Source organism: Pseudomonas sp. 2725 (assembly GCF_050434585.1).
In the GTDB taxonomy this organism is placed as follows: Bacteria; Pseudomonadota; Gammaproteobacteria; order Pseudomonadales; family Pseudomonadaceae; genus Aquipseudomonas; species Aquipseudomonas jessenii.
Genome location: NZ_JBNDIV010000004.1, coordinates 565,290 through 586,607, shown reverse-complemented (window position 1 = coordinate 586,607; position 21,318 = coordinate 565,290). Strand labels below are relative to the sequence as shown.

Here is a 21,318-nt window from a genome sequence, read left to right as displayed (position 1 = left end):
TCTTATTTTGAAGAAATGAGACAAGCAGGGGCATCCGGGCTGGTACCCGGACTATCAGTGTGATCCTAGTGGCTTGTTTTGGTCGCTGCATTCGGACTTCTGCAAGTTTGCTCGGTGTCGACATCGATGGTGTTCCCCTAACCGAGGGTGACCAAGCATGCAAGAAAGCGTGATGCAGCGCATGTGGAACAGCGCCTACCTATCCGGTAGTAACGCTGCCTATGTGGAAGAGCTTTACGAGCTCTACCTGCACGACCCTAACGCTGTGCCAGAAGAGTGGCGCACCTACTTCCAGAAGTTGCCTGCTGACGGCAACTCTGCCACCGATGTTTCGCACTCCACAATTCGCGATCATTTCGTCTTGCTGGCAAAGAACCAGCGCCGCGCCCAACCGGTTTCCGCCGGCAGCGTGAGCAGTGAGCACGAGAAGAAGCAAGTTGAAGTGCTGCGATTGATCCAGGCCTACCGTATGCGTGGCCACCAGGCAGCCCAGCTTGACCCGCTGGGGCTGTGGCAGCGTCCTGCACCTGCAGACCTGTCGATCAATCATTACGGCTTGACCAATGCCGATCTTGATACGACCTTCCGTGCCGGCGACCTGTTCATCGGCAAAGAGGAAGCGAGCCTACGCGAAATTCACGAAGCGTTGCAGCAGACATATTGCCGCACCATCGGCGCTGAATTCACGCACATCACCGATTCCGAGCAGCGCCAGTGGTTCCAGCAGCGTCTGGAAAGCGTGCGCGGTCGTCCGACGTACTCCGCCGACATCAAGAGCCACCTGCTCGAGCGCGTGACCGCCGGCGAAGGCCTGGAAAAATACCTGGGCACCAAATACCCGGGTACCAAGCGTTTCGGTCTGGAAGGCGGCGAAAGCCTGATTCCGATGCTCGACGAGCTGATCCAGCGTTCCGGTTCCTACGGTACCAAGGAAATCGTCATCGGCATGGCCCACCGTGGCCGTCTGAACGTGCTGGTCAACACCTTCGGCAAGAACCCGCGCGAGCTGTTCGACGAGTTCGAAGGCAAGAAGAAGGTCGAGCTGGGTTCCGGTGACGTGAAATACCACCAGGGCTTCTCGTCCAACGTGATGACCACCGGCGGTGAAGTTCACCTGGCCATGGCGTTCAACCCGTCCCACCTGGAAATCGTTTCCCCGGTGGTCGAGGGTTCGGTTCGCGCCCGTCAGGATCGTCGCAACGACCCGACCGGTGAGAAGGTTCTGCCGATCTCCATCCACGGTGACGCTGCATTCGCAGGTCAAGGCGTGGTCATGGAAACCTTCCAGATGTCGCAGACCCGCGGTTTCAAGACCGGCGGTACCGTGCACATCGTGATCAACAACCAGGTCGGTTTCACCATCAGCAACCCGCTGGACTCGCGTTCCACCGAGTACGCGACCGACGTTGCGAAAATGATCCAGGCGCCGATCCTCCATGTGAATGGTGATGATCCGGAAGCCGTATTGTTCGTGACCCAGCTGGCCATCGACTACCGCATGCAGTTCAAGCGTGACGTGGTGATCGACCTGGTCTGCTACCGTCGTCGCGGCCACAACGAGGCCGACGAACCAAGCGGCACCCAGCCTCTGATGTATCAGCAGATCACCAAGCAGCGCACCACCCGTGAGCTGTATGCCGATCGTCTGACCCAGGCCGGTGTGCTGGATGCTGAGCGTGTCAAGGCGAAAGTCGACGAGTACCGCAACGCGCTGGACAACGGTCTGCACGTGGTCAAAAGCCTGGTCAAAGAGCCGAACAAAGAGTTGTTCGTGGACTGGCGTCCGTATCTGGGCCACGCCTGGACCGCGCGTCACGACACTCGCTTCGACCTCAAGACCTTGCAGGAACTGTCCGCCAAGCTGCTGGAAATCCCGGAAGGCTTCGTGGTTCAGCGCCAGGTTGCCAAGATCTACGAAGACCGCCAGAAGATGCAAGCCGGCGGCCTGCCGATCAACTGGGGTTACGCCGAAACCATGGCGTACGCGACCCTGGCGTTCGAAGGTCACCCGATTCGCATGACTGGCCAGGACATCGGCCGCGGCACGTTCTCGCACCGCCATGCTGTCCTGCACAACCAGAAGGACGCGGGCACCTACATCCCGCTGCAGAACCTGTACGACGGTCAGCCACGCTTCGACCTGTACGACTCGTTCCTGTCCGAAGAAGCGGTATTGGCGTTCGAGTACGGTTACTCGACCACCACGCCGAATGCCCTGGTTATCTGGGAAGCCCAGTTCGGCGACTTCGCCAACGGCGCCCAGGTAGTTATCGACCAGTTCATCACCAGTGGCGAGCACAAGTGGGGCCGCCTGTGTGGTCTGACCATGCTGCTGCCGCACGGTTATGAAGGTCAGGGTCCGGAGCACTCCTCGGCTCGTCTGGAGCGTTACCTGCAGTTGTGCGCCGAGCACAACATTCAGGTGTGCATGCCGACGACGCCGGCTCAGATCTACCACTTGCTGCGCCGTCAGGTGATCCGCCCGCTGCGCAAGCCACTGGTAGTCCTGACTCCGAAGTCGCTGTTGCGCCACAAGCTGGCCATCTCGACGCTGGAAGATCTGGCCGAAGGTTCGTTCCAGACCGTTATCCCGGAAATCGATGCCCAAGACCCGAAAAAGGTCGAGCGCGTTGTTCTGTGTAGCGGCAAGGTCTACTACGACCTGCTGGAAAAACGCCGTGCCGAAGGTCGTGACGACATCGCTGTCGTGCGTATCGAGCAGCTGTACCCATTCCCTGAGGACGACTTGAAAGAAGTCCTGGCTCCTTATACCAACGTCAAGCATGCCGTCTGGTGTCAGGAAGAGCCGATGAACCAGGGTGCGTGGTACTGCAGCCAACACCACATGCGTCGCAGCATCAGCAACCTCAACAAGTCTCTCGTACTCGAGTACGCGGGCCGTGAGGCTTCTGCTGCACCTGCATGCGGTTACGCATCGATGCACGCCGAACAGCAGGAACAACTGCTGCAAGACGCCTTTACTGTTTAACGCCTTCGCGCACCTGAAACCGAATTTAAGGAACCACAGACAATGGCTATCGAGATCAAAGCCCCCACTTTCCCGGAATCGGTTGCCGATGGCACCGTTGCCACCTGGCACAAACAACCGGGCGACGCGGTCAAGCGCGACGAACTGATCGTCGACATCGAAACCGACAAAGTCGTGCTGGAAGTGCTGGCTACCGCTGACGGCGTGCTGGGCGCTATCGTCAAGAACGAAGGCGAAACCGTTCTGTCCGACGAAGTTCTGGGCTCCATCGTTGAAGGCGGCGCTGCTGCTGCCGCTCCGGCTGCCGCTGCTGCTCCGGCCGCTGCTGCCGCTGCTCCAGCTGCCGGCGCTGACGAAGACGCTATCGCGGCTCCAGCTGCTCGCAAGCTGGCCGAAGAAAACGGCATCAACCTGGCTTCCGTCAAAGGCACCGGCAAAGATGGTCGTGTAACCAAGGAAGACGTGGTTGCCGCTGTCGAAGCCAAGAAAGCCGCTCCGGCTGCCGCGCCTGCCAAGGCTGCTGCACCTGCCGCTGCTGCTCCGGTATTCGCTGCAGGCGATCGCATCGAGAAGCGCGTACCGATGACCCGCGTACGTGCCACTGTGGCCAAGCGTCTGGTTGAAGCTCAATCGAACATGGCGATGCTGACCACCTTCAACGAAGTCGACATGACCGAAGTCATGGCGCTGCGTTCGAAGTACAAGGACCTGTTCGAGAAGTCCCACAACGGCGTGCGCCTGGGCTTCATGTCGTTCTTCGTGAAAGCAGCCACCGAAGCGCTGAAACGCTTCCCGGCTGTCAACGCGTCGATCGACGGCGGCGACATCGTTTACCACGGCTACGCTGACGTCGGCGTTGCAGTTTCCAGCGATCGCGGCCTGGTTGTACCGGTTCTGCGTAACGCCGAACTGATGAGCCTGGCTGAAATCGAAGGCGGCATCGCCACCTTCGGCAAGAAAGCCCGCGACGGCAAACTGTCGATGGACGAAATGACCGGTGGTACTTTCACCATCACCAACGGTGGTACTTTCGGTTCGATGATGTCGACCCCGATCGTCAACCCGCCACAAGCAGCCATCCTGGGCATGCACAACATCATCCAGCGTCCGATGGCCATCAACGGCCAGGTCGTTATCCGTCCGATGATGTACCTGGCACTGTCCTACGATCACCGTCTGATCGATGGCAAAGAAGCTGTGACCTTCCTGGTGACCATCAAGAACCTGCTGGAAGATCCGGCTCGTCTGTTGCTGGATATCTGATAGAAGCAGCCATGAGCTGCAAGCCCGGGCTGTCGGAAAACCCGCAGCCTGGCTTGCCGCTCGCGGCTTGAAGCTTTTCGCTAAAGAGGATTTTTTGAATGTCGCAGAAATTTGACGTAGTAGTGATCGGCGCTGGCCCTGGCGGCTATGTGGCTGCCATCAAGGCCGCTCAGCTTGGTCTTTCGACTGCCTGCATCGAGAAGTACACCGACAAGGAAGGCAAACTGGCTCTGGGCGGTACCTGCCTGAACGTCGGCTGCATTCCATCCAAGGCCCTGCTGGACAGTTCGTGGAAATTCCACGAAGCCCAGGACGGTTTCGCGATCCACGGTATCAATCACGCTGGCGTGACCATGGACGTGCCAGCGATGGTCGGCCGTAAAGCCAACATCGTCAAAGGCCTGACCTCCGGCGTTGCGACCCTGTTCAAAGCCAACGGTGTGACCTCGATCCAGGGTCACGGCAAGCTGCTGGCCGGCAAGAAAGTTGAAGTCACCAAGCCTGATGGCTCGGTAGAAATCATCGAAGCCGAAAACGTCATCCTGGCTCCAGGTTCGCGTCCGATCGACATTCCGCCAGCTCCGGTTGACCAGAATGTGATCGTCGATTCGACTGGCGCTCTGGAATTCCAATCCGTACCTAAGCGTCTGGGCGTGATCGGCGCTGGCGTGATCGGTCTGGAACTGGGTTCGGTCTGGTCGCGTCTGGGTGCAGAAGTGACTGTCCTGGAAGCCCTGGACACCTTCCTGATGGCAGCGGACACCGCTGTTTCCAAGGAAGCGCTGAAAACCCTGACCAAACAGGGTCTGGACATCAAGCTGGGCGCTCGCGTCACCGGTTCCAAAGTGAACGGCGACGAAGTCGTGGTGAACTACACCGATGCCAAGGGCGAACAGAACATCACTTTCGACAAGCTGATCGTAGCCGTTGGTCGCCGTCCGGTGACCACTGATCTGTTGGCTGCCGACTGCGGCGTGACCCTGGACGAGCGCGGTTTCGTGCACGTTGACGATCACTGCGCCACCACCGTACCGGGCGTTTACGCCATCGGCGACGTGGTTCGCGGCATGATGCTGGCGCACAAGGCCTCGGAAGAGGGCATCATGGTTGTCGAGCGCATCAAGGGCCACAAGGCCCAGATGAACTATGATCTGATCCCTTCGGTTATTTATACTCACCCGGAAATCGCGTGGGTCGGTAAAACCGAGCAGGCCTTGAAAGCTGAAGGCGTTGAAGTTAACGTCGGCACCTTCCCGTTCGCAGCCTCTGGCCGTGCCATGGCTGCCAACGACACCGGTGGTTTCGTCAAGGTCATCGCAGATGCCAAGACAGACCGCGTATTGGGCGTCCACGTGATTGGCCCAAGCGCTGCAGAACTGGTTCAGCAGGGCGCGATCGGTATGGAATTCGGCACCAGCGCTGAAGACCTGGGCATGATGGTTTTCTCCCATCCGACCCTGTCTGAAGCCTTGCACGAAGCTGCTTTGGCTGTGAATGGCGGCGCCATCCACATCGCCAACCGCAAGAAGCGTTAAGACAATAAGAAACCACGGCGGAATGGCCCGTCGTGAGCCTTGCATGCAAGACTCACCGCGGAATATCCGCTGGACGCAGTCTTGCATAGCTGCACCGGGTATCCGGAAAGGCTATGCAAGCAGCAGTCACAGGTGGTGCGGCACTTGAATGAGTGCAGCACCGAATGCGCAGTACCTAACGAAGACGGTAATAAGCATGAATCTTCACGAGTATCAGGGTAAGCAGCTGTTCGCTGAGTACGGCCTGCCAGTTTCCACCGGTTACGCGGTAGACACCCCGGAAGCAGCAGCAGAAGCTTGCGACAAAATCGGCGGCAGCGAGTGGGTTGTCAAAGCCCAGGTCCACGCCGGTGGTCGCGGTAAAGCGGGCGGCGTAAAGCTGGTTCGCAGCAAAGAAGACGCCAAAGCCTTCGCACAGCAGTGGCTGGGCAAGCGTCTGGTGACTTACCAGACTGACGCCAATGGTCAGCCAGTCACCAAGATCCTGGTTGAATCGTGCACTGATATCGCTAAAGAGCTGTACCTGGGCGCTGTCGTTGACCGTTCGAGCCGTCGTATCGTGTTCATGGCTTCCACCGAAGGTGGCGTGGACATCGAGAAAATCGCTCACGACACTCCAGAAAAAATTCTGAAAGCCACTATCGATCCACTGGTTGGCGCTCAGCCATTCCAGGGGCGCGAGCTGGCATTCCAGTTGGGTCTGGAAGGCAAGCAAGTTGCCCAGTTCGCCAAGATCTTCGTAGGTCTGGCAAAACTGTTCAAGGATCACGACCTGGCCCTGCTGGAAGTGAACCCGCTGGTGATCAAGGCTGACGGCGATCTGCACTGCCTGGACGCCAAGATCAACATCGACGCCAACGCCATGTACCGTCAGCCTAAGCTGAAGACTTTCCACGATCCGTCGCAAGACGATCCGCGCGAAGCGCACGCTGCCAAGTTCGAACTGAACTACGTAGCGCTGGAAGGCAACATCGGTTGCATGGTCAACGGTGCTGGCCTGGCCATGGGTACCATGGACATCGTCAACCTGCATGGCGGCAAACCAGCCAACTTCCTCGACGTGGGCGGCGGTGCTACCAAGGAACGCGTTACCGAAGCGTTCAAGATCATTCTGTCCGACACCAACGTCGCTGCAGTACTGGTCAACATCTTCGGCGGCATCGTTCGCTGCGACATGATTGCCGAAGGCATCATCGGTGCAGTGAAAGAAGTCGGCGTGAAAATCCCGGTTGTTGTTCGCCTTGAAGGCAACAACGCTGAGCTGGGCGCTAAAGTACTGGCAGAAAGCGGTTTGAACATCATCGCTGCTACCAGCCTGACCGACGCTGCTCAACAAGTTGTCAAAGCTGCGGAGGGCAAATAATGAGCGTCCTGATCAATAAAGACACCAAAGTTATCTGCCAGGGTATTACCGGTTCGCAAGGTAGTTTCCACACCCAGCAAGCCATCGAGTACGGCACCAAGATGGTTGGTGGTGTAACTCCAGGCAAAGGCGGCACCGAGCACCTGGGTCTGCCAGTGTTCAACACCGTTAAAGACGCTGTAGCTGCCACTGGCGCCACCGCCAGCGTGATCTACGTTCCGGCTCCTTTCTGCAAAGATTCGATCCTGGAAGCTGCTTTCGGCGGCATCAAGCTGATCGTGTGCATCACCGAAGGCATTCCTACCCTGGACATGCTGGACGCTAAAGTTAAGTGCGACGAGCTGGGCGTAGTCCTGATCGGCCCTAACTGCCCAGGCGTGATCACCCCAGGCGAATGCAAGATCGGCATCATGCCAGGTCACATTCACTTGCCAGGCAAGGTCGGTATCGTTTCCCGTTCCGGCACCCTGACCTACGAAGCTGTGAAGCAGACTACTGACGCCGGTTTCGGTCAGTCGACTTGCGTCGGCATCGGTGGTGACCCGATCCCGGGTTCGAACTTCATCGACATCCTGAAGCTGTTCCAGGAAGACCCGAAGACCGAAGCGATCGTGATGATCGGTGAGATCGGCGGTTCGGCTGAAGAAGAAGCGGCTGCCTACATCAAGGCACACGTGACCAAGCCGGTTGTATCCTACATCGCTGGTGTGACTGCTCCTCCGGGCAAGCGCATGGGCCATGCTGGCGCAATCATCTCTGGCGGCAAAGGCACTGCAGACGAGAAATTCGCTGCTCTGCAAGACGCAGGCGTTAAAACCGTGCGTTCGCTGGCAGACATCGGCAAGGCCCTGGCCGAGCTGACTGGTTGGGCTGTCAAGTAAGCCTCGCGCTTAGCTGACGCTTCACCAAACAAAGGCCACCTTCGGGTGGCCTTTGTCGTTTCCGGGGTTTGCGTTGACAGTGCGGACGCCATCGCGAGCAAGCTCGCTCCCACATTGGAACGCGGTCAACTGTGGGAGCGAGCTTGCTCGCGATGGCGGACTTACAGGCGACATCTATCAACATGCAGAAACGCGACACAAAGATGTCGTATATCGGATAGTTCGCCCTCTAACAGTGCGTTTATCGGTCAAATTCGTTAGTCTATGCGCCATTTTTGCGTCTGCGGCCCACAAGGCGCGCAACGCGCTAAAAGGGTCGGTCTTATACGGACTGACAGCATTTCCCTCACCCATAGGGAAATCCCTCTCTAAATTCCGATTCAGTAGTGTGGTATTTCCTTAATGAAAGTGTTGAAAGGCCAGGACATCCTGGCACTTGGTTTTATGACGTTTGCCCTGTTCGTCGGGGCTGGCAACATCATCTTCCCACCTATCGTCGGTTTACAGTCCGGGCCCAATGTCTGGATGGCGGCGCTGGGTTTCCTGGTCACCGCAGTTGGTCTGCCGGTGATCACTGTTGTGGCGCTGGCCAAGGTCGGCGGAGCAATGGATGCCTTGAGCAGCCCGATCGGTAAAGTGGCCGGTGGCCTGCTGGCAGCGGCTTGCTACCTCGCTGTTGGCCCGCTGTTCGCGACGCCACGTACCGCGACGGTATCCTTCGAGGTGGGCCTGGCGCCCCTGACCGGCGAGAGCCCGCTGGCACTGTTCCTCTACAGCTCGGTTTACTTCCTGCTGGTGTTCTTCATTTCGCTGTATCCGGGCCGTTTGCTGGATACCGTAGGGCGCTTCCTCGCGCCGTTGAAGATCATCGCCCTGGCCGTGCTGGGCATTGCAGCATTCGCGTTGCCGGCCGGTGACATTGGCCATGCAACCCCTGAATACGTTGCAGCACCGTTTTCCCAAGGCTTCATCAATGGTTACCTGACCATGGATACCCTGGGCGCCCTGGTGTTCGGCATCGTCATCGTCAACGCCATCCGTTCCCGCGGCGTCGAGTCGCCAGCACTGATCACCCGTTATGCGATCATCGCCGGGCTCATCGCCGGTGTGGGTCTGGCGCTGGTGTATGTCAGCCTGTTCCGTCTCGGTTCGGGCAGCCATGAAGTGGCCGTTGGCGCTACCAATGGCGCGGCGGTATTGCACGCTTACGTGCAGCACACCTTCGGTTCGCTGGGCAGTGGTTTCCTTGCCGTGCTGATCTCCCTGGCGTGCCTGGTGACCGCGGTCGGCCTGACCTGTGCCTGCGCCGAGTACTTCAGCCGTGTGGTGCCGTTGTCTTACAAGACACTGGTGATCATCCTGGCGGCGTTCTCGCTGCTGGTGTCCAACCTGGGCCTGACCAAGCTGATTGCGTTCTCGATCCCGGTACTGACCGCGATCTACCCGCCGTGCATCGTTCTGGTGGCGTTGAGCTTCTGCAAGGACTTCTGGCATGAGCAGGGTCGTATCCTCGGCCCGGTGATGCTGGTGTCGTTCATCTTCGGCCTGATCGATGCCCTGAAGGGGGCCGGCCTGGCGGACTGGATGCCGACACAAATGGCCCACCTGCCGCTTAGCGAGCAGGGCCTGGCGTGGTTGGTGCCATCGGTGATGACGCTGGTTGTCGCCGTGGTCTGCGACCGTCTGCTGGGCAAGCGCGAAGAAGCGCTGGCTTAAGCTTTACCGGCCCGTCACAAACGGGCCTGTGAACAAAACAGAAATGCCCCGTATCAATCGATACGGGGCATTTTTAATGGCTAATGGGTGATTTATGTCTCTTGGTAGCGGACTACCGTTGCAGGATCTGTTTTGAACGTGCAATCGCCCGACACCAGGATTTTGTTGTTGGGCTGTACCAATACCGACAGCCACTCTTCGCGGTCGGAGCTGATATCCGTTACCCGATGTCCATTGTTGCCAAATGAGGGATCGGTCTCCCCGGATGTTTTATAGCGCGCGACCAGGCTGCTTTCGCTACCATGCTTGCCTGTTGAACCTACGACGACGAGTCGGTCTGGCAGAGAGTGATAGATGTCCTTCCACCGGCAGGATTGACCGGAAGGGAGTTCAGTGACGACTGGCTCGCCGCCGTTGAACACTAGATTGGGGCTACCATTGCTATTGAACGCAGCCAGCATTCCTCTTTCGGTAGCTCTGTCTGGAGTGAAAATGTCGGGGTCCGCAATTCCTGCAACAAAAATGCTGTCGTCATCACGTAACGCCATGCAATTGACAACCGTTCCGGCATCACGTCCTTTGAAAACGCTGAAAGCTAAGTAACCGTTATCTCCAAAAGTATTGTCTGGGGTGCCGTTTGCTTTGAAACGAGCAATTACCCCCTGGCGTTGACGATTGACACCGGCGACAGTAATTTTGCCGGTTGCCGATACTCCTACAGCGTTGATCGAGCGGAGCTGGGTATCAAAATGCATATCCTCTTTTCCGTCGCTGGTGTACCTGCGCACCCGTAATCCGCTTGCGGTGATGATTTCACCGTTTGGTCCTATTGCTGTTGGGAGGCTAAGGGCATTGCGGCTGCTCTGGCGAGTGGTTGGGGGGGCGCCTGAGGCGCTTGGGATCGGAGTAATGTAAACGCCCCCATCTCCAAACGTCTGGTCTAGTGAACCATCCGCTAGGAATCTGGCAAACGCCAATTGATTCAACGCGCCCCAGTACGTACCTATCAGCAGGATCTTGCCGTCCTTCAGCAGATTCGCTCCGTCTGTATATGCGTGATGATTTTCCTTAAAACCACCCACCACAAAACCGCTGGTTCCAAAATCAGGGTCCGGAGTCCCATCTTCAAGGAGTTGAACAAGCTGAAATTGAGACAGCGGCTTGCCTGCGACTTCCGGCAACGCAGACCCCGCGAGCAGGATTTTCCCGCCGGTGGTTCTTCCCAAAATTTTCATGGGTGAACTGCCTTGGGCAAATTCATAAAACATGCCACGATTCGCGAAATCAGGGTCAAAGCCCTGTTTGCTTGGATCAATTGTGCTGTGGGACATGATCAAGTCTCGCTGCGTAAAAGGAGTGAATTTCCGTCAGGCTGATTCCTGCGAAATGTTCTCTCAAATTACTGCCACACAAGCCGCATTAATAGCTGTCAAAAATGACAGCTATTAAGCTGTTCTAGTTCATAGTTTTTAAGTATCGAGGCAGCACAAGCACACGCTGCAGTCTTCGTTTCGCGCCTGCTTGAGCATGTGGCTGTCGATGGAATTATTGTGAATGGGCGGCGTGTCTTTTTTCTCCGAATCCCGTCGAAACTGCACTTGAGCACTGCGTGGAAGAATCGTTCGTTGAATTTGCGCAGCCACAGCTTTTTTCTTAAGTCCAAACACAAGGACCTGCATGTCGTTCATCCAAGCCAACCTGATCCACATTCTTGCCGCCGTCTGGTTCGTTATCTGCTGGGGCGGGTACACCCGCTATGCCACATGGAAAGGCCGTGACACCGCGTGCCTGGCCAGTGTGCTGCACCTGTATCGTGAAGACTGGATGCGCCGCATGCTGCTGCGCGACAACCGCATCGCCGATGCCAGCGTGATCGGCAATCTGGAGCGCAATGCGTCGTTCTTCGCCTCCAGTACATTGATTATCCTGGCCGGTATTCTCACGGTATTGGGGGCTTCGGAACGGGCGGTATCCTTGCTGGCGGATATTCCGATGGTGCAACAGGCGTCCCAGGGCATGTCGGAAATCAAGTTGCTGTGCCTGGCGCTGGTGTTTGTCTATGCGTTCTTTACGTTCAGCTGGTGCATGCGCCAGTACAACTTTGCGGCGGTACTGGTGGGTTCGGCGCCGATGGTCGGTGAGCGCCATGTATCGGAGCAAGAGCGCAAAGCATTCGCTTCACGCGCCGCCCGCGTCATCTCCATGGCCGCCAACCAGTTCAACTTCGGGCTGCGTTCCTACTACTTCGGCATGACCATGCTGGCCTGGTTTGTCAGCCCATGGCTGTTCATGTTGATGAGTGCCGGCGTCGTGTTTGTGTTGTACCGCCGCGAGTTTCATTCCGACGTTCTTGACGTGATGGTCTATACCCCTACAGAGGCGCCGTTGCCGGAGGTAATTAAAGAGGCAGCTTGATGAGTATTCCATTCTGGTGCGTGTTTATCAGTGCAGTATTGATTTATCTGGCGCGAATGCCCGTGACCAGGGCCATGAAAGAGCAGGGTGGTTACGATAACCACCTGCCGCGCCAGCAGCAGATGCAACTCACAGGTCTGGGAGCCCGGGCGGTGGCGGCGCATCAGAACAGTTTCGAAGCGTTCATATTGTTCGCGGTGGGTGTGTTGATGGCGCATACCACGCAGACTGCGGGCTGGCTGATCGACTGCCTGGCGATCATATTCGTGATCACGCGGGTTATTTACCTGGTGTGTTACTGGAAGGATCTGGCCTGGCAGCGCAGTCTGGTTTGGCTGGTGGGATTGATCTGTTCGCTGTTGTTGATGATTAGTCCGACTTTTCGAACGATTTTGCTCTAACCATTTTTTTCAAGGCAAAAGAAAACCCGCACTTGGCGGGTTTTCTTTTGCCACTCTAAAAACCGTATTAGTTCTTAGGTGCTTCTGGAGCGGCCGGAGCGGCCTCTTTTACCGCTTCTGCGTTCGATTCGGCCTGAGCTTTGGCAGCTTCGGCGTTTTCTTTCGCAGCGTCGTTCACTTTATCCTGAGCTTTGTTCATGTCCTGCTGAGCTTGCTCGGCATGTTTGGTCGCATCTTGAGCTTTGTCCTCGGATTTTTTATCGCAGGCAGCGAGACCGAGGGAAGCGGTCAACATCAAGGCAATAGCTAAAGTCTTACGCATGGGGTGTTTCTCCTGATGAAAAGCATCTACTGGCATTAAGAGCCCACGCATCAGGGTTAAGTTCCTTAATTTTTTCAGATATATAAGTTTGTTCTAGTGTGGAACTTTTACCCGGACCGCCACCGCACTGTACAGACATAAACAAGAGTTTTTATCAAATGACTGAAAACCCCGTTTTTGAGCGTGCAAAGCGCTTTCTGTCGGCGCTGCGACATTGCCAGGTACTTGGACTAAGCGTTCACAGCGCCAGCAACGAAGGGCTGACGATTGTGCTGCCGTACAGCCCGCAGATCGTCGGCAATCCCGAAACCGGCGTGATTCATGGCGGAGCGCTGACTTCGCTGATGGACACCGCCTGTGGCATGGCGACCCTCTGCGTGCTCCCGGAATTCGAAGTCTGCCCGACCCTGGACCTGCGCATCGACTACATGCACGCCGCCGAACCACATAAGGATGTCTACGGCTTTGCCCAGTGCTATCGGGTCACCACCGACGTGATTTTTGCCCGTGGCTTCGCCTATCAGGATGACCCCGGGCAACCCATTGCCCATGTGATGGGCACTTTCATGCGCATGGGAAAGAACATCAAAGGCACCAAGGGCTTTGGTGGCGCGGTTGCCGGAGGTGCGCAATGAGCGAGTCGCTGAAAGAGCAATTGCAAAAGGCCCATGAGCAGGGCGATTACGCCTCGCTGCTGGATTTGATTCCCTATGCCCGGCTGATCGGCGTCGAATGTTCCCGGGTGGGAGATGAGTTGCTGTTCAAGCTGCCAGCGAACCAGGACAACATCGGTAACCCCTTGTTGCCGGCGATTCATGGCGGTGTGATCGCCGGTTTCATGGAATTGGCCGCGGCGCTGCACCTGTTGGTGTTTACCGGAACGCCCGGGGTGCCGAAGATCATCGACTTCTCCCTGGATTACCTGCGAGCCGGACAGTTTCGCGATACCTGGGCCCGATGCCAGGTTTGGCGCCAGGGTCGCCGGGTCGCCAATGTGGCGATTACCGCCTGGCAAAGCACCGAAGCCGAGCCCATTGCCACGGCTCGTGCACATTTCAAACTCGAAGAGCCCTTGAAATCCTGAACTCAGCCCCAAACTCTGAGGACAACCCGCCGTCGATCCTCAAGGTCGCGGCTTATGCCATCTGATTGGAGTTTGATGACCATGAGTGTGGAAACTCAAAAGGAAACCCTGGGCTTCCAGACCGAGGTGAAGCAGCTGCTGCATCTCATGATCCATTCGCTGTATTCCAACAAGGAAATTTTCCTTCGCGAATTGATCTCGAACGCCTCTGACGCTGTCGACAAGTTACGTTTCGAAGCCCTGGCCAAGCCAGAGCTGCTGGAAGGTGGCGCCGAACTGAAAATCCGCGTGAGCTTCGACAAGGACGCTAAAACCGTCACCCTCGAAGACAACGGTATTGGCATGAGCCGCGAAGACGCGATCACCCACCTGGGTACCATCGCCAAGTCTGGCACCGCCGATTTCATGAAGCACCTGACCGGCGACCAGAAGAAAGACTCGCACCTGATCGGCCAGTTTGGCGTTGGTTTCTACTCCGCCTTCATCGTCGCCGACAAAGTCGATGTGTTCAGCCGTCGCGCCGGCAGCCCGGCCAGCGAAGGCGTGCATTGGTCGTCCAAAGGCGAAGGCGATTTCGAAGTCGCAACCGTCGACAAGGCTGAGCGCGGCACTCGCATCGTCCTGCACCTGAAGTCCGGTGAAGACGAGTTCGCCGATGGCTGGCGTCTGCGCAACATCATCAAGAAGTACTCCGACCACATCGCCTTGCCGATCGAGCTGCCGAAAGAAGTGGCCGCTGCCGAAGGTGAAGAGCAGCCGGCCGTTGAGTGGGAAACCGTCAACCGCGCCAGCGCCCTGTGGACCCGTCCGCGTACCGAGATCAAGGACGAGGAATACCAGGAGTTCTACAAGCACATCGCTCACGATTTCGAAAATCCGCTGAGCTGGAGCCACAACAAGGTCGAAGGCAAGCTCGAATACAGCTCATTGCTGTACGTGCCGACCCGTGCGCCGTTCGACCTGTACCAGCGTGAGGCGCCGAAAGGCCTGAAGCTGTACGTGCAGCGCGTGTTCGTCATGGATCAGGCCGAGTCCTTCCTGCCGCTGTACCTGCGCTTCATCAAGGGCGTGGTCGACTCCAACGACCTGTCGCTGAACGTGTCGCGGGAAATCCTGCAGAAAGACCCGATCATCGACTCGATGAAGTCGGCGCTGACCAAGCGCGTCCTGGACATGCTGGAAAAACTGGCGAAGAACGAGCCTGAGCAATACAAGGGCTTCTGGAAAAACTTCGGTCAGGTCATCAAAGAAGGCCCGGCAGAAGATTTCGCCAACAAGGAAAAAATCGCCGGTCTGCTGCGTTTCGCATCGACCCACGGCGACGATGGCGAGCAGGTTGTCGGCCTGGCCGAGTACCTGGCGCGCGCCAAGGAAGGTCAGGACAAGATCTACTACCTGACCGGCGAAACCTACGCCCAGGTCAAGAACAGCCCGCACCTGGAAGTCTTCCGCAAGAAAGGCATCGAAGTGCTGCTGCTGACCGACCGTATCGACGAGTGGCTGATGAGCTACCTCAGCGACTTCGACGGCAAGAGCTTTGTCGACGTAGCGCGCGGTGACCTGGACCTGGGCAACCTGGACTCGGAAGAGGACAAGAAGGCCGCGGAAGAAGTCGCCAAGGCCAAAGAAGGTCTGGTCGAGCGTCTGAAAACCGCATTGGGCGAGTCCGTTGCTGAAGTGCGGGTTTCCCATCGCCTGACCGACTCCCCGGCAATCCTGGCCATCGGTGAGCAGGACCTGGGCTTGCAGATGCGCCAGATCCTGGAAGCCAGCGGTCAGAAGGTTCCGGATTCGAAGCCGATCTTCGAATTCAACCCGGCTCACCCGCTGATCGAGAAGCTCGACAACGAGCAGAGCGACGAGCGCTTCGGCGACCTGTCGCACATCCTCTTCGATCAGGCGGCCCTGGCGGCCGGCGACAGCTTGAAAGACCCGGCGGCCTATGTGCGCCGTCTGAACAAGCTGTTGGTCGAGCTATCGGCCTGACGGTGTTGTAGAAAAACCCGCTTCGGCGGGTTTTTTCATTTCGGTGCTAAAACAACAGGAGTCAGAAATGAGCCAAATCACTGTACGTTCCGTTGCCTATCAGATTGACGGCCAGGCTTACGAAAGCCGTCTGGCCTTCGATGCCGACCATAAAGGCCCGCGCCCGGGCTTGTTGATGGCGCCGAACTGGATGGGCGTCAGCGCCGGTGCCGAGGAGATCGCCAAGTCGGTGGCTGCCAAGGGTTATGTGGTGTTGATCGCAGATCTTTACGGTCAATCGGTTCGACCGACGAACAATGACGAGGCCGGCGCGGCCATGATGCCGTTGAAGAATGATCGCCCATTGTTGTGCAAGCGCATGCAGGTGGCGTTCGAACAGCTGCAAAGCCAGGGTGAAGTGGCTGTCGATACTTCGAAACTGGCCACTTTCGGTTTCTGCTTCGGCGGTTGCTGCGCCCTGGAGTTTGCCCGTACCGGCGCGCCGGTGAAGGTCGCGGTGTCGTTCCACGGCACGCTGGACACACCGAATCCGGCTGATGCGAAAAACATCAAGGGTAAGGTCCTGGTGCTGCATGGCGCATCCGATCCATTGGTGCCGAAGGAGCAGTTGCCGGCGTTCGAAGACGAAATGAACGCGGCGGGTGTGGACTGGCAGTTGCTGAGCTACGGCGGTGCGTTCCACTCGTTCACCGACCCGCACGCCAATGTGCCGGGCATGATGATGTATGACGCCAAGGTGGCTGCCCGGGCGTTCACGTCGATGCACAATCTGCTGGATGAAGTGTTCAAGGGCTGATAGCTGTTTTCAGCCTGGGGTCGGCCGGTGTCTTCGCCGGCCTCATCGCGAGCAAGCTCGCTCCCACAGGGGAATGGTGTCGTACACAATTCTTGCGGCCGACACGGTCAACTGTGGGAGCGAGCTTGCTCGCGATGGCGGCATAACTGGCGCTGAAGTTTTCAGGGCAATTCGAACCTCTCACTCCCACAGGGGAAATGTGTCGTACACAATTCTTGCGGCCGGCACGGTCAACTGTGGGAGCGAGCTTGCTCGCGATGGCGGCATAACGGGTGCTGAAAGTTTCAGGGCAGTTCGATTCGCTCAATTTCCCCGGGCACCGTCGGCCAATCCCCGGCCGCCCAACGCCGGCGTGCTTCATCAATCGCCGCCGGATCGCTCGCGACAAAATTCCAGTTGATCCGCCGTGGCCCGTCCAGCGGAGCACCGCCGAACAACACGGCGTGACTGTCGCTTTCGGCAAACAGTGTCATCTCTTCCCCCGCAGGCAGTACCACCAGCGAGTACGGCTCTATTGGCTCGCCATCGAGTTGCACTTCGCCGCTCAACACATACAGCGCACGTTCTTCATGCTCGGTGGGAATCAGCAATGTCGTCGCCGTTTGCAGGTGCAGTTCCGCGTACAGCGTAGGAGAAAGCACTGGCACTGGCGATTCCAGGCAAAAGCCTGACCCGGCAATCATGCGAATCTTCACCCCCAGGTTTTCGCTGACTGGCAATGTGGACACTGGATGATGGCTGTAATGCCCCGGACCTTGTTCTTTATCCTTGGGTGAAGCCAGCCAGATCTGCAGGCCGTGCATCGTGAAGCCGCTTTCCTTCAGGGCCTCGGGCGTGCGTTCGACGTGGGCAATGGCGCTGCCGGCCGTCATCCAGCTGACGTCGCCAGTCCCGACCACTTGATCGGAACCGAGACTGTCCTTGTGCTGGATCTGCCCCTGGAACAAGTAGGTGAGGGTGGACAGGCCAATGTGTGGATGCTGGCGAATGTTCATGCCTTTGCCCGGTGGATAACGGGTTTCCAGCATGTGGTCGAAAAACACGAATGGCCCGACGCTGCGGCACTTGGCCGAAGGCAGCGGGCGGAGAATCGGCTGGCCCTCGACATCTTCGGTGCGGGGGCGGATCACGAGCGGAGTGTTCATGGTGCGTTCCAGGCTGAGCGGGTAATGCGTTCGAGCATAACCCGCTTGGGCAGCCCTTGCCGCTATTGGCTGAACGCGCCTTCGGACAAATGCGTTTCGATGCTGACTTCAGACGTGGTCATCAGCTTGTGGATCGGGCAGCGATCGGCCACACGGTGCAGTTCATCGCGCTGGGCGTCGGTGAGTACGCCCTTGAGGGTCAGTTTGACGTGCAGCGCGTACTGGCCTTTCTGTTCCAGGCTGTTGTCGCGCTTGACCTCGACGCCGACACCGGTCAGCGGGATGTCTTTCTTCCTGGCATACAGCTTCAGGGTCAGGGCTTTGCAGGCACCCAGCGCGGCATCGAAATAATCGTGTGGCTCCGGCGCCGAACCCTCTCCGCCAGCCGTGGCGGGCGCGTCGGCGAAGAGTTCGTGGTCATCGATCTGGACGCTGTGGCGCAAACCTTCGGCAGAAACGGTGTTGACGGTAACAGTCATGGCAAACCTCGCAGGCGACAGGAAAACTCATTCGATCAAAAAATGACCTTGAGGGTATAGAGCCATCGCGTTTGTCGGGTGTTCCAATCTGTAGGAGCGAGCTTGCTTGCGATGATCTCACTGGCACTGCGTGTATCCGCCAGGGCGAGTCATCGTTAAAGTCCATCGCGAGCAAGCTCGCTCCTACTGGTCTCGATCCGGATCAGCTGCCTTTGACTGGCTTGCCGTTGACCGTGCCGTCCAGGAGCATGATGTTGTATTCCTTGCCGTCGGTTTCGACCTGTTGCAGGCGGACCAGCAGGTAGTCCCAATCCTTGGCGAACCACAGCACGGTGATGCGCTTGCTTTGCGTCGGATCGCGTACGCGCTCGACCTTGATCGCATCGATCTGGCCAGCCTTGGTGTCGACTTTTTCCGAACCCAGCACACGGAAGTCATAGGTATCGACTTCGCCATCATCGACAACCTGATAGCTCATGCTCTTTTTGCCGGCAGCCACGTCATGTTGCAGCGCCAGTTGATAGGTGGATTTGTCGACCATGCCGCGGTTCAGCGGAATATCGACCGCGTCACCACGATCGGTGCCGGTGACCTTTTTCGCGGCCCAGTCGAAATCCAGGTCGGCTTTCTTGGCTTTGCCCAGGCCGCCACGCTCGAAGTGGTAGGACTGGGGCAGCAAGGTGTCCTTGTCCACGGTCAGGGTGCTTTCTTCGGACAGGCTGGCGATCATCATCGAAGCCTTGAAGCTGAGCTTCCAGACGCCGTTGGCTTCCTTGGTCAGGCTGCGCTCGGCAGTGCCACTCATGGGCAGCTGTTTCCAGTCGGCGGTGTAGCTGGCGGAGAAAGGTTGAAGGTCTGCCGCCTGGGCGAAGGGCAAGGCGAGCAGAGCGCAAGCGAAGAGCAGGGCGCGACGCATAAAATCTCCTAGTTTCGAATCAAGTGGCCGCTGGCCGCGAGTAACTGTCCATCCAGTAAAGCACCTTGCTCACCGAGGGCTAGACGACCTTCGGCAAACCAGCGTACGGCCATCGGGTAGATCAGGTGTTCCTGAACATGGACCCGCTGCGCCAGACTCTGCGGCGAATCCTGTAACTCTACCGGTATTACAGCTTGTACGACCAGTGGTCCGCCATCGAGTTCCTCGGTGACGAAGTGCACGGAGCAGCCGTGCTCGGTGTCGCCAGCCTCCAGCGCGCGCTCATGGGTGTGTAACCCTTTGTGTTTGGGTAGCAGCGAGGGATGGATATTGAGCAGGCGACCCTGATAGTGGCGTACGAAACCAGCGCTGAGAATGCGCATGAATCCGGCGAGTACCACGAGTTTGGGATTGAAGGCGTCGATCAGTTCGATCAGCGCGGCGTCGAAGGCCTCGCGACCTTCGAAAGCCTTGTGATCCAGGGCGCGGGTGTCGATACCCGCGTCCCTGGCGCGTTGCAGGCCGTAGGCGTCGGCGCGGTTGGAAATCACCGCAGCGATGCGGACCGGGCTGTCGCCGGTCCGCGTGCTGTCGATCAGGGCCTGCAAGTTACTGCCGGTGCCGGACAACAGCACCACGACATCACAGGTCTTAGGCATCAGTGAGCCTTGAGGTTCTTCAGTTCAACCTGAGCTGCGCCTTCGGCAGCGGTGGAGATCTGGCCGATGACCCAAGGCTGCTCGCCCGCTTCGCGCAGAACGTTCAGGGCGGTTTCAACGTGCTCCTGAGCCACGCAGATGACCATGCCCACGCCGCAGTTCAGCACGCGGTGCATTTCGTTCTCGTCAACGTTGCCTTTCTCTTGCAGCCAGTCGAACACTGCCGGGCGGTTCCAGCTTGCCACGTCAACCACGGCTTGAGCGCCTTTTGGCAGAACGCGCGGGATGTTGTCCAGCAGACCGCCGCCAGTGATGTGGGCCATGGCTTTGACAGCGCCGGTTTCCTTGATCAGCTTGAGCAGCGGCTTCACGTAGATACGGGTCGGGGCCATCAGCAGGTCGGTCAGCGGCTTGCCGTCGAGCTGGATGTTCTCGATGTCGGCGCCGGATACTTCGATGATCTTGCGGATCAGCGAGTAGCCGTTGGAGTGCGGGCCGGAAGACGGCAGGGCGAGCAGGGCATCGCCGGCAGCAACCTTGGAACCGTCGATGATTTCGGATTTTTCCACGACGCCGACGCAGAAACCGGCCAGGTCGTAGTCTTCACCTTCGTACATGCCCGGCATTTCAGCGGTTTCGCCGCCAACCAGCGAGCAGCCCGACAGTTCGCAGCCTGCGCCGATGCCGGTCACAACCTGGGCAGCGGTGTCGACGTTCAGTTTGCCGGTAGCGTAGTAGTCCAGGAAGAACAGCGGCTCGGCGCCGCACACCACCAGGTCGTTGACGCACATGGCAACCAGGTCGATGCCGATGCTGTCGTGCTTGTTCAGATTCAGTGCCAGGCGCAGCTTGGTGCCGACGCCGTCAGTACCGGAAACCAGCACAGGCTGCTTGTAGCCGGCCGGGATTTCGCAGAGGGCGCCGAAACCGCCCAGGCCGCCCATGACTTCCGGGCGCGCAGTGCGCTTGGCGACGCTCTTGATGCGTTCGACCAATGCTTCACCGGCGTCGATGTCTACACCGGCGTCCTTGTAGCTCAGGGAGGGTTGCTTGCTCATGATCCAGGCCTTTAGGGGGGGGATTTCTGGGTAACGACCGAGTCCATCGGGACCGCCGAAACAGGCGAAGGCGAGGGCCATGCACGAATTTCAGGGTGCCCGGCTGTTGCCGGTCTGCGAAGGCGCGCGATTTTATCAGGCTTGAGCCGCAGCGGCCATCCTCAGGCCGACAGCAGGGCCATATCCGTTCAAAAAAACCGTTAATGCGCGGTGTCGGTGGCATCCTGCATGGCTGTATAAGGTATCGCATTAACCGTCTATCGTTATGACAGTGCGAAAACTTACCCGGAACGTGTGAATGTTTTGCGTC

Annotated in this window: 20 protein-coding genes; 12 read left to right on the top strand and 8 right to left on the bottom strand. The window is 58.1% G+C overall.

What is annotated here, in order from left to right; genetic code table 11:
• Positions 1–157: 157 nt before the first annotated feature.
• The 6 genes from ABIE16_RS14100 (at position 158) to brnQ (ending at position 9,747) form a co-directional block, all read left to right on the top strand.
• The gene (locus ABIE16_RS14100; protein ID WP_090453893.1) at positions 158–2,989 is read left to right on the top strand and encodes a 2-oxoglutarate dehydrogenase E1 component; all 2,832 of its coding nucleotides are present in this window, start codon (positions 158–160) and stop codon (positions 2,987–2,989) included.
• Positions 2,990–3,031: 42 nt separating this feature from the next.
• Positions 3,032–4,252: a 2-oxoglutarate dehydrogenase complex dihydrolipoyllysine-residue succinyltransferase gene (odhB, locus tag ABIE16_RS14095; RefSeq protein WP_056721685.1), complete on the top strand. Its 1,221-nt coding sequence runs from the start codon at positions 3,032–3,034 to the stop codon at positions 4,250–4,252.
• Positions 4,253–4,350: 98 nt separating this feature from the next.
• Positions 4,351–5,787, top strand: coding sequence for a dihydrolipoyl dehydrogenase (gene lpdA / locus ABIE16_RS14090; RefSeq protein ID WP_007998079.1), 1,437 nt, complete (start codon positions 4,351–4,353; stop codon positions 5,785–5,787).
• Between the two features lie 196 nt (positions 5,788–5,983).
• Entirely contained in the window at positions 5,984–7,150 is a 1,167-nt protein-coding gene (gene sucC / locus ABIE16_RS14085; protein ID WP_007919879.1) for an ADP-forming succinate--CoA ligase subunit beta, read from the top strand.
• The gene (sucD, locus tag ABIE16_RS14080) at positions 7,150–8,031 is read left to right on the top strand and encodes a succinate--CoA ligase subunit alpha (RefSeq protein WP_007919877.1); all 882 of its coding nucleotides are present in this window, start codon (positions 7,150–7,152) and stop codon (positions 8,029–8,031) included. The genes sucC and sucD overlap by 1 nt, the downstream gene beginning before the upstream one ends.
• A 402-nt stretch (positions 8,032–8,433) precedes the next feature.
• Positions 8,434–9,747: a branched-chain amino acid transport system II carrier protein gene (brnQ, locus tag ABIE16_RS14075; protein WP_349735940.1), complete on the top strand. Its 1,314-nt coding sequence runs from the start codon at positions 8,434–8,436 to the stop codon at positions 9,745–9,747.
• Between the two features lie 92 nt (positions 9,748–9,839).
• On the opposite strand, the gene ABIE16_RS14070 is transcribed toward brnQ, so the two are convergent.
• Positions 9,840–11,078: a hypothetical protein gene (locus ABIE16_RS14070; protein WP_429521390.1), complete on the bottom strand. Its 1,239-nt coding sequence runs from the start codon at positions 11,076–11,078 to the stop codon at positions 9,840–9,842.
• A gap of 138 nt (positions 11,079–11,216) precedes the next feature.
• Positions 11,217–11,435: a hypothetical protein gene (locus tag ABIE16_RS14065; RefSeq protein WP_349735942.1), complete on the bottom strand. Its 219-nt coding sequence runs from the start codon at positions 11,433–11,435 to the stop codon at positions 11,217–11,219.
• Between ABIE16_RS14065 and ABIE16_RS14060 the strand changes: the two genes are divergently transcribed.
• Both ABIE16_RS14060 and ABIE16_RS14055 read left to right on the top strand, forming a co-directional pair.
• Positions 11,425–12,162, top strand: a complete 738-nt coding sequence (locus tag ABIE16_RS14060) for a DUF599 domain-containing protein (RefSeq protein WP_102669684.1) — start codon at positions 11,425–11,427, stop codon at positions 12,160–12,162. The genes ABIE16_RS14065 and ABIE16_RS14060 overlap by 11 nt on opposite strands.
• Positions 12,162–12,563 (top strand): MAPEG family protein, encoded by a 402-nt coding sequence (locus ABIE16_RS14055; protein ID WP_057715823.1) that lies wholly within the window; start codon positions 12,162–12,164, stop codon positions 12,561–12,563. Before ABIE16_RS14060 ends, ABIE16_RS14055 begins: the two co-directional genes overlap by 1 nt.
• A 67-nt stretch (positions 12,564–12,630) precedes the next feature.
• On the opposite strand, the gene ABIE16_RS14050 is transcribed toward ABIE16_RS14055, so the two are convergent.
• Positions 12,631–12,885, bottom strand: a complete 255-nt coding sequence (locus ABIE16_RS14050; protein WP_429521389.1) for a hypothetical protein — start codon at positions 12,883–12,885, stop codon at positions 12,631–12,633.
• A gap of 158 nt (positions 12,886–13,043) precedes the next feature.
• Between ABIE16_RS14050 and ABIE16_RS14045 the strand changes: the two genes are divergently transcribed.
• From ABIE16_RS14045 to ABIE16_RS14030, 4 genes are all read left to right on the top strand, one after another.
• Complete coding sequence (locus tag ABIE16_RS14045) at positions 13,044–13,520, top strand: PaaI family thioesterase (protein WP_057715822.1); 477 nt, start codon at positions 13,044–13,046, stop codon at positions 13,518–13,520.
• Positions 13,517–13,969 (top strand): PaaI family thioesterase, encoded by a 453-nt coding sequence (locus ABIE16_RS14040; protein ID WP_090453899.1) that lies wholly within the window; start codon positions 13,517–13,519, stop codon positions 13,967–13,969. The genes ABIE16_RS14045 and ABIE16_RS14040 overlap by 4 nt, the downstream gene beginning before the upstream one ends.
• Before the next feature lie 81 nt (positions 13,970–14,050).
• Entirely contained in the window at positions 14,051–15,955 is a 1,905-nt protein-coding gene (gene htpG, locus ABIE16_RS14035; RefSeq protein WP_429521388.1) for a molecular chaperone HtpG, read from the top strand.
• A 67-nt stretch (positions 15,956–16,022) separates the two neighbouring features.
• Entirely contained in the window at positions 16,023–16,751 is a 729-nt protein-coding gene (locus ABIE16_RS14030) for a dienelactone hydrolase family protein (protein WP_429521387.1), read from the top strand.
• Between the two features lie 284 nt (positions 16,752–17,035).
• Here the strand turns inward: ABIE16_RS14030 and ABIE16_RS14025 are convergent, their stop codons facing one another.
• From ABIE16_RS14025 to purM, 5 genes are all read right to left on the bottom strand, one after another.
• Positions 17,036–17,896 (bottom strand): pirin family protein, encoded by an 861-nt coding sequence (locus ABIE16_RS14025; protein WP_429521386.1) that lies wholly within the window; start codon positions 17,894–17,896, stop codon positions 17,036–17,038.
• 62 nt (positions 17,897–17,958) lie between these two features.
• Positions 17,959–18,375: an OsmC family protein gene (locus ABIE16_RS14020; RefSeq protein WP_057715818.1), complete on the bottom strand. Its 417-nt coding sequence runs from the start codon at positions 18,373–18,375 to the stop codon at positions 17,959–17,961.
• A gap of 202 nt (positions 18,376–18,577) precedes the next feature.
• Positions 18,578–19,291 carry a DUF3108 domain-containing protein gene (locus ABIE16_RS14015; protein WP_057715817.1) on the bottom strand — a complete coding sequence of 238 codons (714 nt, stop codon included), beginning with the start codon at positions 19,289–19,291 and terminating at the stop codon, positions 18,578–18,580.
• A gap of 8 nt (positions 19,292–19,299) precedes the next feature.
• The gene (gene purN, locus ABIE16_RS14010; protein WP_407515228.1) at positions 19,300–19,950 is read right to left on the bottom strand and encodes a phosphoribosylglycinamide formyltransferase; all 651 of its coding nucleotides are present in this window, start codon (positions 19,948–19,950) and stop codon (positions 19,300–19,302) included.
• On the bottom strand, positions 19,950–21,008 hold the full coding sequence (purM, locus tag ABIE16_RS14005) for a phosphoribosylformylglycinamidine cyclo-ligase (RefSeq protein WP_057716649.1): 1,059 nt from the start codon (positions 21,006–21,008) through the stop codon (positions 19,950–19,952). The genes purN and purM overlap by 1 nt, the downstream gene beginning before the upstream one ends.
• Positions 21,009–21,318: the final 310 nt, after the last annotated feature.